Source organism: Halomonas sp. NYA30, assembly GCF_976980765.1.
In genome coordinates this window covers 2792242-2807448 of sequence record NZ_OZ334477.1, presented here as the reverse complement: position 1 = coordinate 2807448, position 15207 = coordinate 2792242, and the positions used below count along the sequence as shown (strand labels likewise).

The 15207-nt window shown below is 53.5% G+C and carries 18 protein-coding genes and 1 pseudogene; 13 read left to right on the top strand and 6 right to left on the bottom strand.

Translation table 11 applies throughout. From position 1 onward, the window contains the following. Position 1: 1 nt before the first annotated feature. Positions 2–892, bottom strand: coding sequence for an NAD-dependent epimerase/dehydratase family protein (locus ACWI0H_RS13055; protein ID WP_485873637.1), 891 nt, complete (start codon positions 890–892; stop codon positions 2–4). A 141-nt stretch (positions 893–1033) separates the two neighbouring features. Between ACWI0H_RS13055 and ACWI0H_RS13050 the strand changes: the two genes are divergently transcribed. From ACWI0H_RS13050 to ACWI0H_RS13010, 9 genes are all read left to right on the top strand, one after another. Then, on the top strand, positions 1034–2347 hold the full coding sequence (locus ACWI0H_RS13050) for a cobyrinic acid a,c-diamide synthase CobB (RefSeq protein ID WP_485873636.1): 1314 nt from the start codon (positions 1034–1036) through the stop codon (positions 2345–2347). An 88-nt stretch (positions 2348–2435) separates the two neighbouring features. Beyond that, positions 2436–2876 (top strand): YtoQ family protein, encoded by a 441-nt coding sequence (locus tag ACWI0H_RS13045; protein ID WP_295709557.1) that lies wholly within the window; start codon positions 2436–2438, stop codon positions 2874–2876. 71 nt (positions 2877–2947) lie between these two features. Further along, positions 2948–3559 carry a cob(I)yrinic acid a,c-diamide adenosyltransferase gene (cobO, locus tag ACWI0H_RS13040; protein ID WP_485873635.1) on the top strand — a complete coding sequence of 204 codons (612 nt, stop codon included), beginning with the start codon at positions 2948–2950 and terminating at the stop codon, positions 3557–3559. 137 nt (positions 3560–3696) lie between these two features. Then, entirely contained in the window at positions 3697–3993 is a 297-nt protein-coding gene (locus ACWI0H_RS13035; protein ID WP_485873634.1) for a BrnA antitoxin family protein, read from the top strand. A gap of 413 nt (positions 3994–4406) precedes the next feature. Then, the gene (locus ACWI0H_RS13030; RefSeq protein WP_054641842.1) at positions 4407–5660 is read left to right on the top strand and encodes an IS256 family transposase; all 1254 of its coding nucleotides are present in this window, start codon (positions 4407–4409) and stop codon (positions 5658–5660) included. An 816-nt stretch (positions 5661–6476) separates the two neighbouring features. Then, positions 6477–7193: a Rho termination factor N-terminal domain-containing protein gene (locus ACWI0H_RS13025; protein ID WP_485873633.1), complete on the top strand. Its 717-nt coding sequence runs from the start codon at positions 6477–6479 to the stop codon at positions 7191–7193. Between the two features lie 152 nt (positions 7194–7345). Continuing rightward, positions 7346–7588, top strand: a complete 243-nt coding sequence (locus ACWI0H_RS13020) for a type II toxin-antitoxin system Phd/YefM family antitoxin (RefSeq protein WP_290699357.1) — start codon at positions 7346–7348, stop codon at positions 7586–7588. Further along, positions 7585–7848, top strand: coding sequence for a Txe/YoeB family addiction module toxin (locus ACWI0H_RS13015; RefSeq protein WP_290699360.1), 264 nt, complete (start codon positions 7585–7587; stop codon positions 7846–7848). The genes ACWI0H_RS13020 and ACWI0H_RS13015 overlap by 4 nt, the downstream gene beginning before the upstream one ends. A gap of 326 nt (positions 7849–8174) precedes the next feature. Continuing rightward, positions 8175–8345 (top strand): hypothetical protein, encoded by a 171-nt coding sequence (locus ACWI0H_RS13010; protein ID WP_485873632.1) that lies wholly within the window; start codon positions 8175–8177, stop codon positions 8343–8345. Between the two features lie 33 nt (positions 8346–8378). Here the strand turns inward: ACWI0H_RS13010 and tnpC are convergent, their stop codons facing one another. From tnpC to ACWI0H_RS12995, 3 genes are read right to left on the bottom strand one after another with little or no spacing between them, the layout of a single operon-like run. Continuing rightward, entirely contained in the window at positions 8379–9965 is a 1587-nt protein-coding gene (tnpC, locus tag ACWI0H_RS13005) for an IS66 family transposase (protein ID WP_485873631.1), read from the bottom strand. Between the two features lie 45 nt (positions 9966–10010). Then, the gene (tnpB, locus tag ACWI0H_RS13000) at positions 10011–10367 is read right to left on the bottom strand and encodes an IS66 family insertion sequence element accessory protein TnpB (protein WP_336268928.1); all 357 of its coding nucleotides are present in this window, start codon (positions 10365–10367) and stop codon (positions 10011–10013) included. Next, on the bottom strand, positions 10364–10576 hold the full coding sequence (locus ACWI0H_RS12995) for a hypothetical protein (protein WP_138801450.1): 213 nt from the start codon (positions 10574–10576) through the stop codon (positions 10364–10366). The genes tnpB and ACWI0H_RS12995 overlap by 4 nt, the downstream gene beginning before the upstream one ends. Before the next feature lie 80 nt (positions 10577–10656). On the opposite strand from ACWI0H_RS12995, the pseudogene rho reads away from it, so the two are divergent. Continuing rightward, positions 10657–11454 (top strand): annotated as a pseudogene (gene rho / locus ACWI0H_RS12990) (transcription termination factor Rho); the annotation flags it as partial. A 67-nt stretch (positions 11455–11521) separates the two neighbouring features. Here rho and ACWI0H_RS12985 read toward each other — a convergent pair. Both ACWI0H_RS12985 and soxR read right to left on the bottom strand, forming a co-directional pair. Next, the gene (locus ACWI0H_RS12985) at positions 11522–12706 is read right to left on the bottom strand and encodes a DEAD/DEAH box helicase (RefSeq protein WP_485873630.1); all 1185 of its coding nucleotides are present in this window, start codon (positions 12704–12706) and stop codon (positions 11522–11524) included. 123 nt (positions 12707–12829) lie between these two features. Then, entirely contained in the window at positions 12830–13294 is a 465-nt protein-coding gene (gene soxR / locus ACWI0H_RS12980) for a redox-sensitive transcriptional activator SoxR (RefSeq protein ID WP_485873629.1), read from the bottom strand. A gap of 103 nt (positions 13295–13397) precedes the next feature. Between soxR and ACWI0H_RS12975 the strand changes: the two genes are divergently transcribed. The 3 genes from ACWI0H_RS12975 to ACWI0H_RS12965 all read left to right on the top strand — a co-directional run bounded on the left by ACWI0H_RS12975 (position 13398) and on the right by ACWI0H_RS12965 (position 15127). Continuing rightward, on the top strand, positions 13398–13823 hold the full coding sequence (locus tag ACWI0H_RS12975; protein ID WP_485873628.1) for a VOC family protein: 426 nt from the start codon (positions 13398–13400) through the stop codon (positions 13821–13823). 287 nt (positions 13824–14110) lie between these two features. Continuing rightward, positions 14111–14536: an N-acetyltransferase gene (locus ACWI0H_RS12970; RefSeq protein ID WP_472952731.1), complete on the top strand. Its 426-nt coding sequence runs from the start codon at positions 14111–14113 to the stop codon at positions 14534–14536. A 168-nt stretch (positions 14537–14704) separates the two neighbouring features. Next, entirely contained in the window at positions 14705–15127 is a 423-nt protein-coding gene (locus tag ACWI0H_RS12965) for a tetratricopeptide repeat protein (protein ID WP_472952729.1), read from the top strand. Positions 15128–15207 lie beyond the last annotated feature (80 nt).

Below are 15207 nucleotides of genomic sequence, written 5' to 3'. Positions count from 1 at the left end.
CTTATGGCGCCAGTTCATCCCGCCACGTGTGACGAGGTTCGAAACCGACCAACCGGCAGGCCTTTTCGATGCTGTAGAAGGTTTCGAATTCGCCCATTTCGCGCTTGATGGGCACGCCGGAGTAGAAGCGCTCGATCACTTGAGCGTTGGCCAAGCCCACCGAGAGATCGTGATTGGCGACGTTGAATACTTGGTAACCGAGGCCATCCGTTTTCAGGCAACAGTCGACCATCTGGCCCAGGTCGCGGGCATCGATGTAGGCGAAAATATTGCGGCGACGCAGAGCGGGGTCTTCCAGGTAGGCCGGAAAATTCTGACGGTACTCGTGTGGCTCGATAACGTTGTTGATGCGTAGGCCGTAGATATCGATGCCTGAACGCGCCTGGAAGGAGCGCGCGGTCACCTCGTTGACCACTTTGCTCATCGCGTAGCTGTCTTGAGGCACAGTGGGATGCTCTTCATCGACAGGGAGGTAGTCCGGTTTCTTCTCGCCATCGGCGAAACAGACGCCGTAGGTGGTCTCGCTGGAAGCGAAGATGACCTTGGGAATGCCCAGTTTGGTGGCGGCATCCAGCACGTTGTAGGTGCTTAGCGTATTGATGCGGTAAGTCTCATTATCCGGCCGGTGCAGAATGGCTGGAATGGCCGCGAAGTGGACAATGGCATCGTAACGCGGTACGCCGGTGCCTGGCTCCAGTTCGTCGAAATCGGCATAAGCGTGGCAGGCATTGAACACCTGGCCTGCATCGGTCAGGTCGGTTTTCAGGGTGGTGATGCCGGGCACGTCAGACGTCACCCAATCCAGATTGGTAACGCGGTGACCTTGATCGCGAAGATAAGCAGTGGCATGGCGGCCAGCTTTGCCACTGCCGCCAGTAAACAGAATACGCATGCGGTAACCCCGGTTGGTGAAACGAAGCGGAACATAGAATTAAACGAAGACCTTCACTTTAGCAAAGAAAGGTTCGACCCGCCGACACTCAGCCCTGATCGCATGAAAAAGGCTTAACCATCAACCGTTAAAAGGAGCGTTATGTTTCAGGGCAAAGCACACGCGGCGTTAATCAGCGCACCCGGCTCCGGCCAGGGGAAATCAATGGTCACCGCGGCGCTGGCACGGCTTCATCGCAATGCCGGGCTTACGGTGCGGGTCTTCAAGCACGGCCCCGATTACCTTGACCCCATGATTCAGGAAGTGGCTTCTGGCCAGCCGGTGTATCAGCTTCACCCCTGGATGACCGGCGAAGAGGAATGCCGCTGGCGCTTAGCCGAAGCAGCCCAGGAAGCCGATGTGATTCTGGTCGAAGGCTCCATGGGGCTGTTTGATGGCTCGCCCTCCAGCGCCGACTTGGCAATCATGGCAGGCATCCCCGCGCTGCCGGTGATTGATGCCTGGGGCATGGCACAAACCTTTGGCGCGGTGGCGCAGGGCTTGGCTAACTACCACCCCGATCTTGCCATTCACGAAGTAATTGCCAACCGCGTCGGCAGCCCCGGCCACGGCAAACTGCTCGCCGACAGCATGCCGGAAGGCATTGCGCTTCTGGGAGCCATTCCCCGCAACGAGGCAATGAAGATTCCTGATCGCCATTTGGGCTTGGTGCAGGCCAGCGAGCTAAGCGGCCTGGATGCGCAGTTGGATGCCGCCGCCGAGGTATTGAGAGAATCGGGTTTAGATCGTTTGCCCAAGCTGGTCACGCTTAGCGCGGAGTCGCCAGCGCCGGTGCCGGACTACCTGAATGGTGTGCGCATTGCGATTGCCCGAGACGACGCCTTTGCGTTTATCTACCGCGCCAATGTCGACGTGCTGCGCGCCATGGGTGCTGAGGTCAGCTTCTTTTCACCGCTGACTGACCGCCAGTTACCCGAGTGCGACGCACTCTGGTTGCCGGGTGGCTATCCCGAGCTTAACGCGGCTCGATTGAGCGCCAACCACAGCATGTTTGAGGCGATTCGCGCCCATCACCGCGCGGGCAAACCAATACTCGCAGAGTGCGGCGGCCTAATGGCCTGCGTAGAGCAATTGGTGGATGGCGAAGGCGAAAGCCACGCGATGCTTGGGCTGCTTAACGGCACCGCGAAAATGGCCGGTAAACTCACCGCGCTAGGGCTGCAAAGCTTGCACGCCGGGGCAGGGGAGCTGCGTGGCCATACCTATCACCACTCGTTACTCGAAACCACCATGACGCCGCTGGCGCGCACGCGCAAACTCGCCGGAAGCGAAGCCGAGCCGATTTACCGTGAAGGCGGGTTGGTGGCGAGCTACTTCCATGGCTACTTTCCTTCTGCACCCAAGCTGGTCGCGGATATTTTTACCGGGCAGCCAATCAGCATCAATAACGGTTAACGAAGGATGTGGAAGATTTTTCCATAAAATTGAACTGCGCTATGCTGCGTGCTTTTCATATCTGAATTCAACTCAGCAGGAGAACACCATGAGCTTTTACGTCTACCTTTCCGGCGAGATTCACACTGACTGGCGCGAAGAGATTCAGCGCGGCGCTGACGCGGCGGGCCTGGATATCGTGTTCACCGCCCCGGTAACCGACCACGCAGCCTCTGATGCCGCCGGTGACCATCTGGGTAAACCGGAGAATGGCTTCTGGCGTGATCACCAGTCATCCAAGGTCAATGCCATTCGTACCCGCACCATGATCGAGCAGGCCGACCTCGTTGTCGTTCGTTTTGGCGATCAGTACAAGCAGTGGAACGCCGCCTTCGATGCTGGCTACTGCGCCGCCTTGGCCAAGCCCTACATCACCCTGCACAGCGAAGACATCGTTCACCCGCTTAAAGAAGTCGACGCGCAAGCCCAAGCCTGGTGCACCACGACCGATCAGGTAGTTGAGACGTTGCGCTACGTACTAAAAGCCTGAATTTAAATAAAGAGCTTAATAGAAAGCTGAATAGAGAGCTTAATAAAGCGCTTTAATAAAGAGGACGCCCCATGCGCGAGAATGCCAAAACCCCCGAACGCCATGCCCTGCGCATGGCGGCCAAGCAGAAAATCATGAACGAGCGCATCGCCCGCGCCGATAAAGAGCAGGGCGTGCTGCTAGTGCTCACCGGCCCCGGTAAGGGCAAAAGCAGCTCCGGGTTTGGCATGCTCGCCCGCGCCTTGGGCCACGGTATGAAAGTCGGCGTGGTGCAGTTTATCAAAGGCGCCTTCAGCACCGGCGAAGAAGCGTTCTTCCGCAACCTGCCCAACGTGGATTACCACGTAATGGGCCAGGGCTACACCTGGGACACCCAAGACCGCGAACGCGATGTTGAAGCTGCCAACGCCGCCTGGGCAGAAGCCAAACGCATGCTTCAAGACGAAAGCTACCACCTGGTACTGCTCGACGAACTCAACATCGCCCTGCGCTACGAGTACCTAAACCTAGACCAAGTCCTTGACGACCTACAAGCCCGCCCAGCAATGCAGCACGCCGTCGTCACCGGCCGCTACGCCCCCCAACAACTCATCGACCTCGCCGACACTGTCACTGAAATGAAAGTGGTTAAGCATGCTTTTAAAGATCAAGGTATCAAAGCCCAGAAGGGGATTGAGCTTTAAGGGTAAAGTCTAAAGGGTAATGTAAGAGGGGATAATACAGCGCCGCCGTCTGTGAAGTTGTAGCGCGGCGTAACGCTTGGCGAGGAACGAGCCAAAGGCACCCGCGAAGGCAGCGCCAGCTGCCCTGATAGAGCACAATGAACCCAATTGTGGAGAAACAATTCGAATTATCTCAGCGCGCAAGGCGGATAAACGAGAGCGAAAAACTTACGAAGGGTATAGGCATGCGTGAACATTACGATTTCTCAGAATCAGTCAAAAACCCATATGCCAAAAAGCTTAAGAAGCAGGTCACGATCCGCTTGGATGAAGATACTATTGCGTATTTCAAGAACCTGGCGGAAGAAAAAGACCTTCCCTATCAAAGCTTGATTAACCTCTACCTGCGTGACTGCGCACAGTCACATAAAGACCTCAAGCTTGAGTGGCAGTAAACGGTGCGGCGGTGGCAAAGCCTTACACCACTCTGCACAACGAAGGCATCGTCCACCCGCTAAAAAAGTCGATGCCGGTGCCTAAGTCTGGTGCATTACCAGACCAGGTCGAAACCCTCCGCTATGGCTCAAAGCCTAATACGCCCACGCAGTTAAATGCACAGTGCCCTGAGCGCAATTCATTGCGCCCACCAACCCTGCGGTGAGTAGGTCGTAGGAGCCCAATTCATTGGACGATCAGCGCTTAATCAGCCACCAAAAACGATCGCCCGACGAGTCGGGCTCTTACAAAAGCCCTCTGCAATAGGGCTATGAGTTAAGCTCAAGTCTGGTGTATGGGAGGAGGTAGGAAGGGTGGCGTATCCTGTTGATTGATCACGACCAAGATCTCAACCAACACGAGTGGATACGCCATGACCGATTCTACCCTCCGGGCTCTTTCACAACCAGAACCCCAGGTCACTGACCCGCTGCACGAGCTGCTGCGACGAGGTGCCCGTGACCTGATCGCCAAGGCCGTCGAGGCCGAGCTGGCCACCTTCCTGGCGCAGTATGCCGATCAGCGGCTCGACGATGGACGTCAGGCCGTGGTCCGCAACGGCTACCTGCCCGAGCGCACGGTCCAGACCGGGATTGGGGATGTCAGCGTGCAGGTGCCCAAGGTGCGTGACCGCAGCGGCGGTGGTGCTCGCTTCAACAGCAGCCTGCTGCCGCCCTACCTGAAGCGGGCCCGCAGCATCGAGGAACTGATCCCCTGGCTCTACCTGAAGGGGATTTCCACTGGCGACTACCAGGAGGCGCTGGCGGCGCTGCTGGGCGACCAGGCCAAGGGGCTCTCGGCCAACACGGTGTCTCGGCTCAAGAAACAATGGGAAGACGAGCATACCGAGTGGCGGCAGCGTGACCTGTCAGACCGTCGCTACGTCTACTGGTGGGCCGACGGCGTGTACAGCAACGTGCGCATGGATGACCGCCTGTGTCTGCTGGTGATCATCGGCGTCACGGAGCAGGGCCGCAAGGAGCTGGTGGCCGTCGAGGACGGCTTCCGTGAGTCGGCAGACAGCTGGGAAACGCTGCTGACGGGGCTACGAGAGCGCGGTCTGACTCAAGCCCCCAAGCTGGCGGTGGGCGACGGTGCCATGGGGTTCTGGTTGGCGCTGAGCAAGATCTACCCGGAAACCGACCATCAGCGCTGCTGGGTCCACAAGACCGCTAACGTGCTGAACAAACTGCCGAAATCAGTGCAGCCCAAGGTCAAGGCCGACCTCCATGACATCTGGATGGCCGAGACCCGCGACGAGGCGCACAAGGCCTTCGATCGCACGTTGAAACGCTTCGAGGCCAAGTACCCCAAGGCGATGGCGTGCCTGGCCAAGGATCGGGACGAGCTGCTGGCGTTCTACGACTATCCAGCAGAGCACTGGGTGCATATCCGCACCACCAACCCGATCGAGTCGACCTTCGCCACGGTCCGTCTACGGAGCAAGCGCAGCCGGAACTGCGGATCCCGGGCGACGACCCTGGCGATGGTCTTCAAGCTGCTCCAGAGCGCCGAGAAACGCTGGAAGCGCATCAAGGGGTTCAGCAAGCTGGAGCTGGTCGTGAACAACGTCCGGTTTCAGGATGGGGAGCAGGTAACCGATCAATCAGACAGGACTGCCGCCTGACTGCCATCCACCAGATTTGACTATAACTCTAGGGCTATAGGTGAGCAGTTCGGCCCGCCACCAAAGCCCGCGATGTAGGGTTCGTAGGAGCGCAACTTGTTGCGCGATCAGCGTATAATTAGCCAATGAAAACAATCATTTGAACAGCATTTTCTTTCTCAGCTTCTTATCCTCTCAACAAAGCACCACTAAAATTTTACCTGCCCGACGCGTGACCTAAGCCAATTTTATGAATAGAGTATGATTAAATCTGCAAAACTAGGTTGCACGCGAATTTTGGATATATAGCCAAGCTATTATTAATTTAATTCAGTTTCAGATAATTAGGGCGTTTCGGCGCGCATGATAAGTATTTTGAACAGCGCAGCGCGATTATTCAATATTAGAACGTGCAGCCTAATCACTGTAATTGGGCCACTAGCCTGAAATTATTAAGCATCAACGAGAACTAATATGAAAGTATGTCCTGATAAATGTTCTGGTAGAACATCGACAAGGCAGAATCAGCTGTCCGAGGGGCAGTTAGCTGAGCTATCAGAATCAGCCAAAACGAGGATTTCGGAGTCAAAAGGAAGTCCGTACCGTTGTAACTATTGTGGCTGTGTTTACTTAAGAGAACTATCAAGATATATAAAGCTAGGCGACCTCGATGGCGGCGTTACGGGACAGGGCTGGAAGTCGGCTACATACCCATAGCTCTATTTATGACCCAGTACCCATTAATAAACCAAGGCAGCGGGACATATTTTTGCTTCACTGCGCGCAAAACTCAAAAAATATGCCCCTGCTTGGGAGCGTTAGCTTCCTGAATCAGACTTGGATGAAATTAGTAGAATGTACAAGGGATCGTTGAGGGACAAGCTGAAAGATAAAAGCAAAGATGAACTAAAGGTGATCGCAAAAAGGCTAAAGATCTCGGGCTACAGCGGCTTTAATAAGCTGGAACTCGTTGATTCGATCCTAAAATCTGATGTGCGGGGGTTAGAAAGGGAGATTTTTCCATCATGGTGGAGAAGGTATCATAACCATGTATATGGTTCCGTCACCGTCCTGGCTCTATTGCTTTCAGTAGCCTTCTATTATTTCCCCTTCAAGGTCGATGAAGATCCTTATATGGAAGGGGCACGGCGGGTTGTTAACGTACTGGAAAGCCCTTTGGGCTTTAGAGACTATTCGTCAATGAACCAGCTAAAGCGACAAGAAAACTTCATCTTACATAGGGGCCAAAGAGTAACGTGGGAAGGTTACGTCGTGTCATTTGTCGGTTTCGTGCCGGGTGCTTTGGGAAAGTTTCCGTTCGAGAGCGAAATCGGCATCGAAATGGTACCTTTAAAGAGGCAAAATTGGGGCCTCAAGGCGGACTTTATGTTCGATCCCGTTTTGCCTACCGATTCGGGTTATGAACTTATGTCACAGCTATACCTGCTCAGTGAGGGCCAAAGAGTAAGAATGAATGGGCTGCTTGGAGGGACGCCAGAAAATCCGGTTCTATCAGATTCTTGGATTGACGGCGTCTACCCTCTTAATGAGTAAAGCCTAACAATGCACTGCTGCGGTCAATTTTTCCGGCGTATTCTGCTCCTCCAAAATCGCCGCAGAGTGCGGCGCCACACAAAGCGTTCGTCTTGACGTACGTACTCTAAAGCGTACACTTGGTGGAAAGCTTAACACGCAAGAGGTGCGTCATGACCGGAATCACAGCGACTGAGGCGCGCAGCAACCTTTATAGGTTGATTGACGAAACGGCCGAGTCCCATCAACCAATTGTCATTATGGGCAAGCGGAACAAGGCTGTCTTGGTATCCGAAGAAGACTGGTCAGCCATTCAAGAAACACTCTACCTGCTATCTGTACCTGGAATGCGTGAGTCTATTCGTGAGGGGATGGATACCCCCGTGGATGAGTGCGATGAGGAGCTAGGCTGGTGATATGGAAGTTGATCTACACCAAACAAGCCCAGAAAGATGCAAAGAAACTAGCCTCCAGTGGTCTCAAGCTAAAAGCTCAGGAGTTGTTGGAACTGGTTGCAGAAGACCCCTATCGCAAACCGCCACCATTTGAGAAGTTAATTGGCGATCTCGCGGGAGCCTATTCTCGCCGAATCAATATCCAGCATCGCTTGGTGTACCAAGTACTCGAAGATGAGCAAGTGGTAAAAGTCCTCCGGCTTTGGAGTCACTACGAATAATGCATAACCAATCGCCGTTGCCGGACAATTTCTCCGCTGCTGTGCGGCTCAAAAATTCCTGCAAAGTTTGGTCGTCGAGGCTGTAGAAAAACGCCGTAGATGGCTAAGTTCTGGTGGCGATCAACTACCAAGATCAGTTCCACCCCAGACCTTTGAGCACAGTGTGAATTATCTGATTGAGCACAAGTCAGACTTAACCGTTTTCCATGCCAATTACTTCAAGCCAAGCACCGCAACGATACGACCAGTCGGCTGTCTACGATGCAATTATTTTATAAATTCAGTATTCAATAAATTCAGTCTACTCAAGGCGATCCATCAATATTATGGCGAGAAAAACACTAGGCTTGAAGGCGAAAAAACAGATAGATGCCAAGCCCACCGATGAAGTTGAAGATCAATTCCCTAACGATCCCGAAAAACGTTTTTTAAATGGCGTCGCTATTCATCCTTCCCCACGCATTTATTTAGAGCCTGGTTCCAAGCAGCGTACGTAAGCGAGCCACTAACCACATCTAGGCAGATTTCGCTTAGACCGGTAATGTCTCTTTCCACTGCCAGGGCAGCAGCGTGTGGAGCTCATCATCGTTGAGGGTGGGCAGTGTCGCGAAGACATACTGCAAGTAATCGTAAGGCGAGAGACCATTGGCTTTGGCAGTTTCGATCAGGCTGTAGATCGCCGCGCTGGCATGAGCGCCGCTCGGAGTATGGCTGAACAGCCAGTTTTTACGGCCGATGACGAACGGACGGATGGCGTTCTCCGCCGGATTGTTGTCCAACGGGATCAGGCCATCGTCCAGGAATCGGGTCAGCCGGGGCCACTGGTTATCCAGGTAGTGCAGGGCTTTACCCAGCGCACTTTTGGGCAGCACCTGAGCCAGTGACTTGTCGAGCCAGGTGCGCAGTTGAGCGATTAACGGGCGGCTCTTCTGTTCACGCAGCGCGTGACGCGCCTCGGACTCAAGGGCCTTCGCCTGTTTTTCCACGCCGTATAGCTTACGGATCTGGTTCAGCGCCCAGTCCGCTTTGCCGGTCTTGCCCTTGGGCTGCACCTTCTGGGCCTCGACGAACTTACGCCGGGCATGCGCCCAGCAGCCCGCATGGGTGATCCCGTTACGGCGCACGACCTCGGCGTAGCCTTTATAGCCATCGGTGATTAAGCGCCCCGCATAGTCGCCTAGCAGATCAACGGGCACCCGTCCGGCGCGGCTGGCCGCGTAGTCGAACAAGACCACCTGCTGGCCCGGCGGGCCACCGCGCTGCACCCACATATACGAGGTGGCACTGGCGGCACGATCCGCTTCTTGATTAACCTGGAGCGTCGTCTCATCCATGTGGATCAGCAGGGCGTTTAAGAGGTGTTGGCGCAACGTGTCGATCAGCGGGATGATCCGTTCTCCCGCCTGCACCATCCAGCGTGCCAGGGTATTGCGGGGGATCTCGGCGCCATGGCGGGCAAAGATCTGGCTTTGCCGATAAAGCGGTAGCGCGTCCTGGTATTTAGCCGTCGCGATATAGGCGAGCAGCGTGGCGCTGGCATTGCTCTTGGGCAACAGCTTGGCCGGCGCTGGGGCGGTGTTGACGCCCTCTTCGCACAGCGGGCAAGCATATTTGCGTCGCACATGACGGATCACCTCGATCCGGGCGGGCACCACGTGCAGCTCTTCGCTGACCTCTTCACCGATCACCTTTAGCGCGGTGCCGTCATCGCGGCAGTGGCGAGCATCATTGGGCAGTTCATGGATGACCTCGACACGTGGGAGTTCTGGGGGTAGCGCCACACGCCCGCCGCGCGTGCGACGCTTGGCAGGCGTAGCGGTGTCGATCGTCGCGTCATCAGCGGTGGCGTCGCTACCCGCTGCATCTTCCTCGTCCACCGCCACTTCCGCTTCATTGATCAGCAGATCCCGCTGGTCGACACGGTACTTTTCGGTGGAAGGACCGAACTGACGCTCCAGGGCAAGCCGGAACTGCTCAAACAGCGACTGTTTGGTAGCCTCCCACTGCGCTTCCTTTTTCTCCATCAACGCCAACAGCCGCGCATTTTCAGCGTCAGCAGCGGCCAGCTTGCGCTCAAGCTGGGTAACCGTCGGTGAGGAGGAAGGGGCGTTTTTCATACCACTTAGTGTACCAAAAACGTCGCTAAAACAAGAGCGCTACGGCTATCCAACGCGCTGAAAATCCAACGCTTTGTGAGGCTGCATAGCCTTCAGGTTATAGCCATCCAGCAACCAGTTAAGTTCTTGACCCGTTAGCGTCACGGTCTCGTCCTTCAGGTGCGTTGGCCATTTAAACCGCTCACGCTCCAAGCGCTTGTACCACACCACAAAGCCGTTACGTTCCCAGAACAGCAGCTTCACTTTATCGCGCTGGCGATTACCGAACACGAACAGCGCTTGATCAAACGGGTTCAAGGCCATGGCTTCCTGAACCAGTAATGCTAATCCATCAATTTGCTTGCGCATATCGACGGGTTCTCGGCACAGGTACACCCTCAAATCAGTGCTTGGGCGTATCATGCGACGACCTCCACCGCGACAAACCGCGCGGGACGACAACGCGGTGGCACGGGGAAGCCTTGCACGATTAACCGATTTTCCCACGCCATCAGGTCGGCTAACGTCACGGCTTGCGCTTCAGCATACGCGCTTAACGGCATCTGCAACGCGGCGGCATAAGACAGGTGCCCTAACCAAAATGCTTGAGTGGAATTGAGGTCGCGACTCATGATGATCTCCAATGCTAAAGAGACCACCAGTGTGATCAGTCAACAATAAGGTGAGTAGATGGGGTTTATGGCGCGCTTACCAGCGTACTGTGCGAGCGATGGATTTGATTACGCCCATTGGGATGGGGCAACGAGGGTTAATTGTGGCGCCGCCGGGCTCCGGCAAAACGACGATGTTAAAACATATCTGTCAGGCCGTGGCAGAAGCGCATCCTGACATAAAGCTGTATGCCTTGTTGATTGATGAGCGACCTGAAGAAGTGACCGATTTTAAACGCAGTGTGTCGGCAGAGGTACATGCCTCATCTTCAGACGAAAGCTACACACACCATGTGCGTATGGCCGATAAGCTTCTTGAGACGGCGCGTAAGCAAGCAGGTGAGGGTCATAATGTGATGATTGTGATCGATTCTCTTACCAGACTCTCGCGCGTTCACAATGCTGAGCAGCGGGGCAATGGCCGTATGATGTCGGGTGGGCTGGATTCCAGAGCGATGGAAATACCCCGAAAACTGTTTGGTGCTGCGCGAAAGATCGAAAACGGCGGATCGCTCACCATTTTGGCCACCGTGCTGGTGGATACGGGAAGCCGTATGGATCAGGTGATTTTCGAGGAGTTCAAGGGCACGGGCAATATGGAACTCGTGTTATCCCGCGAAGTGGCCAATCAACGGATTTTCCCGGCGATCGATATTGCCAAAAGCAGTACCCGCCGCGAAGAGCTGTTGATCGATGCAAAAGATATCGAAAAAGTAAGGACACTGCGTAGAGGTTTGACAACGCTTAAGCCAGTAGAAGGCGCGCAGAAGTTGCTTTCGTTATTGGATAAATATCCCACTAATGCCGAGCTATTAGATGCGTTTGTACCGGATTCTTGAAATATAGATAATAAAGAAGCCCACCCTTTTAAAAGGTGAGCTTCTTGGGTAAGTTTTAACGATTACTTTATTTTCTGTAATTCAAGTTTGATTCTGGTACTGCTTTTCGAACCGGGAACCCTGCAATCTCTTTACGCTCAATAATGCTTTTTAACCGCCTTTCAATGGCACAAAGGTTCTTAAAGTCACTCATGTCGACTAAAGAGATGGCTTCACCAGAGGCGCCCGCGCGGCCGGTTCGGCCAATGCGGTGGATGTACTCTTCTGGCTTAAAGGGTAAATCGTAATTCACCACACGGCTCAGCTCACCAATATCCAAGCCCCGCGCGGCAACCCCCGTGGCGACTAAGTACTTTAGTTCGCCAGATTTGAACTGAGCCAGAATTTTTTCGCGCATTGCTTGGCTTCGATCGCCATGAATGGAATCCGCTGTGATGCCGCGCTTTTCCAGTTGAGCAACGAGCTTGGCTGCATTGTGTTTTTTCTCGGTAAAGATAAGCGCCTGATCCCACTGTTGCTCATTGATCAAGTGGCTCAACAAGGCGGATTTCGTGTCTTTATCGACAGTGATGAGCCATTGTTTGACATTAGCGGCGGCGCGGACGTTGGGAGAAATGGATATTTCAGCTGCCAGGTCGGTCATCTGGCGATCTGAAAAGTCGTAGGCAAGGGCGCGAACGTCGTCTGTGATGGTGGCCGAAAACAGTAGGTTCTGACGGTGTTCAGGCAGGCGATCTATGATTTTCTTAATATCGTCGACAAACCCCATGTCGACCATTCTGTCCGCTTCGTCCAGCACCATGACTTTCAGTTCATCAAAGTGCAGCGCACGCTGATGGGCCAAATCAAGCAATCTGCCCGGCGTGGCCACCAGAATATCCACGCCTTTGATCAGGCGTTCTTTTTGCGCTTCGGTATCCACCCCGCCATACATCGCCATTGAGGTTAACTGCGTGTGTTTAGCGTATTGCGCCACACTGGCTTCGACCTGGACCGCTAACTCACGGGTCGGCACGAGAATCAGCGCACGTATGCGTTTGCCGCGTAACGTGCCCGCGTTGCTGAACCGTTCTAGCAGCGGCAGAACAAAGGCGGCGGTTTTGCCTGTGCCTGTTTGGGCAGTGGCGATTAAGTCGTTACCCGAAAGAATGGCAGGGATCGCTTGTTCCTGAATGGGCGTTGGCGTTTGGTATCCTAGTTCAGTAATCGCTTGAACAAGAGGAGAGGATAATCCTAGTTTTGCAAATGGCATAAGCCGCCCTGACAGAGTGTCGTAAGGTTTTTCAAAAATAAATAAGGATGCAGTATAAAGTAAAAGCAGCCGACCGCTGAAGCGCAGGCTGATTGAGGCGATAAAATCCCACCCTTGGACGGTCTATCGATCCACCTTGGCCCGGTACTCGGCCTGATCCAGCAAGACAGGGCCACTGCCCAATGCCGCCAGCTTGTCATCCGGATTATAGAGCGGGCAGTTGGTCATGCTCAGGCAACCACAGCCAATACAGCCTGCCAGGTTATCGCGCAGCTTTTGCAGATAAGCAATCCGGCCATCCAGCATCTGTTGCCAATTTTTTGAGAGCTGTTGCCAATCTTCCACTGTCGGCGTGCGGTTATTAGGCAGTGATTCAAAAGCTCGTTTGATCTCTTCCAAGCTAACGCCCACTTTCTGTGCGGCCTTGATCACCGAAATACGCCTAAGCACTTCTGGCTTATAGCGGCGCTGGTTGCCTGCATTGCGCCAGCTTTGAATCAGGCCTTGCTGCTCGTAAAAGTGCAGGGTGCTGACGTTGATGCCGCAGCGCTTGGCCACCTTGCCAACACTCCAAACTGCTTCTGCCATCACGCTCTCCTGAATTGCTGTGACCATTTTTTCCAAAAACAGCTTTACCTCAAGTTAAGTTGAGGTTTTATCCTGCTATTTCACTTAATGCAAGGAGACACTGATGTACTTGGAACACGTGAATCTGGTCGTTGACGATATAGCTGCCATGTTGGATTTTTACCGCGCCGTCTTCCCACACTGGCGGGTGCGCGATGAAGGCCATGGCGAGTGGTATGGCAAACCCCGCAAATGGGTGCATTTTGGTGACGATGAGCATTACTTGGCGTTAAGCGATCACGGCGAAGGGGCCAACCGCGACCTGAAGGGTCACAGCGTTGGGCTGGCCCATTTTGCTTATGTGACCGATAACCTGGATGCCGTGGTTGCCCGGTTAAATAACGCGGGCTATGCCATCGCCAAACCCGGCGCGACGGAGCCATTCCGCAAAAATGTTTATTTTGTCGATCCGGCCGGTTTTGAGGTGGAGTTTGTCGAGTATCTGAGTGATATCCCGGCGGAGCGGAATTTAAACCGCGATGCTCAGTAATAAGCAGGTCAGCACCCTCCGAGGGTGCTGATCGATGAACAATTTAGATTTTCCGCACCTAAAAATATTATTTGAATAATCTGGTAAAATCCCTTTTCGCTTTCGGTAGGAAGTGAAGGAAGCGACTTCATCTTCTGGAAGAATCAGATTTACCTTACGGAAGGCAACGCATTTCCGCCTTATTTTATGAAGCTGCCTAGCCCTGGTGCCGGTGCAAAACCTATCCAGAGCTAGGCAGCTTTTCAGTAACGCCTTTGGCGCCGATGACCCTCATTAGGAACATCTAGATGATTCGTGAATACCGAGAGGCGGATATTGAGCACATTTTGGATATCTGGCTTTCAGCATCGATTAAAGCTCACTCCTTCGCTGGGTCAGAATATTGGCAGTCCAAAGTTAGCGAAATGCGTGATGTATACATCCCTGCATCGGAGACCTTTGTCTATGAAGCGGATGAGCAAATAGCAGGGTTTTACTGCCTCTATGGAAGTACGTTGGCAGCGGTTTTTGTGTCACCCAGCCTTCAGGGCCAGGGGATAGGGTCAGCATTAATTGATGATGCCAAGAGCAGAAGGTCGTGTTTGCAGCTCAGTGTTTACAGCCAGAATGCCCCCAGCATCAATTTTTATAAGCAGCATGGCTTCATTTCATTAGGTGAACAGATTGATGAACAAACGGGTGAACCTGAGTTCATCATGGAGCTTTACTGTTAATAGCGGTCAGTGGTCTGGTCTTGCCCCAAAAACCGAAAAATGAACACCCGTAGCGCTATCCTCAAAGGGTATAATGTCACCGGCCAAGGTGAGTTGGCGGTTCCACAACGTTGTTTTTAGCAGATTTTTTACTTGTTACTGTTTTTAATAGAGAAAAGGTAGTCGTTCATGATTAACACCAAAATATACAAAGCGGTTTACGAACTCGCTGAAAAACTCATGAAGGCTGCTGATAAAGAGGATAGAGAGGCGTTTGATGCGCTTTATGCACAGTTGGAAGCGATCTGCACCGAGAACGAAAATACCGACAAGGACCATCCAGAGCAGTGGGAAACATTGGCTGACTTCACGGAAGAGCTGGATGAGGCGTTGTCTGTCTACGAAAAAGCCTTTGAGAAAGCCGTTGCAGTGAATTCGAAAGACCATATGTCATCCATCGCGTTCTCCATGGCGAAGCTGCAGGTGGAGTTGGGTCAGACTGACGCAGCGATCAACAATCTTAAAAAGGCCCAAATCACCGCCAACAAGATTGAAGATGGCGAGCTTAAAGACGAAATTGATGAGCTGCTTGGAAAGCTGACAACAGGTTAGTTGTTAAGCTGCTGATGTTAGTGATATTCACGATAAACGTAGATGCACATAACGCCTGATTGTGCTGGGTTTGCCTAAGA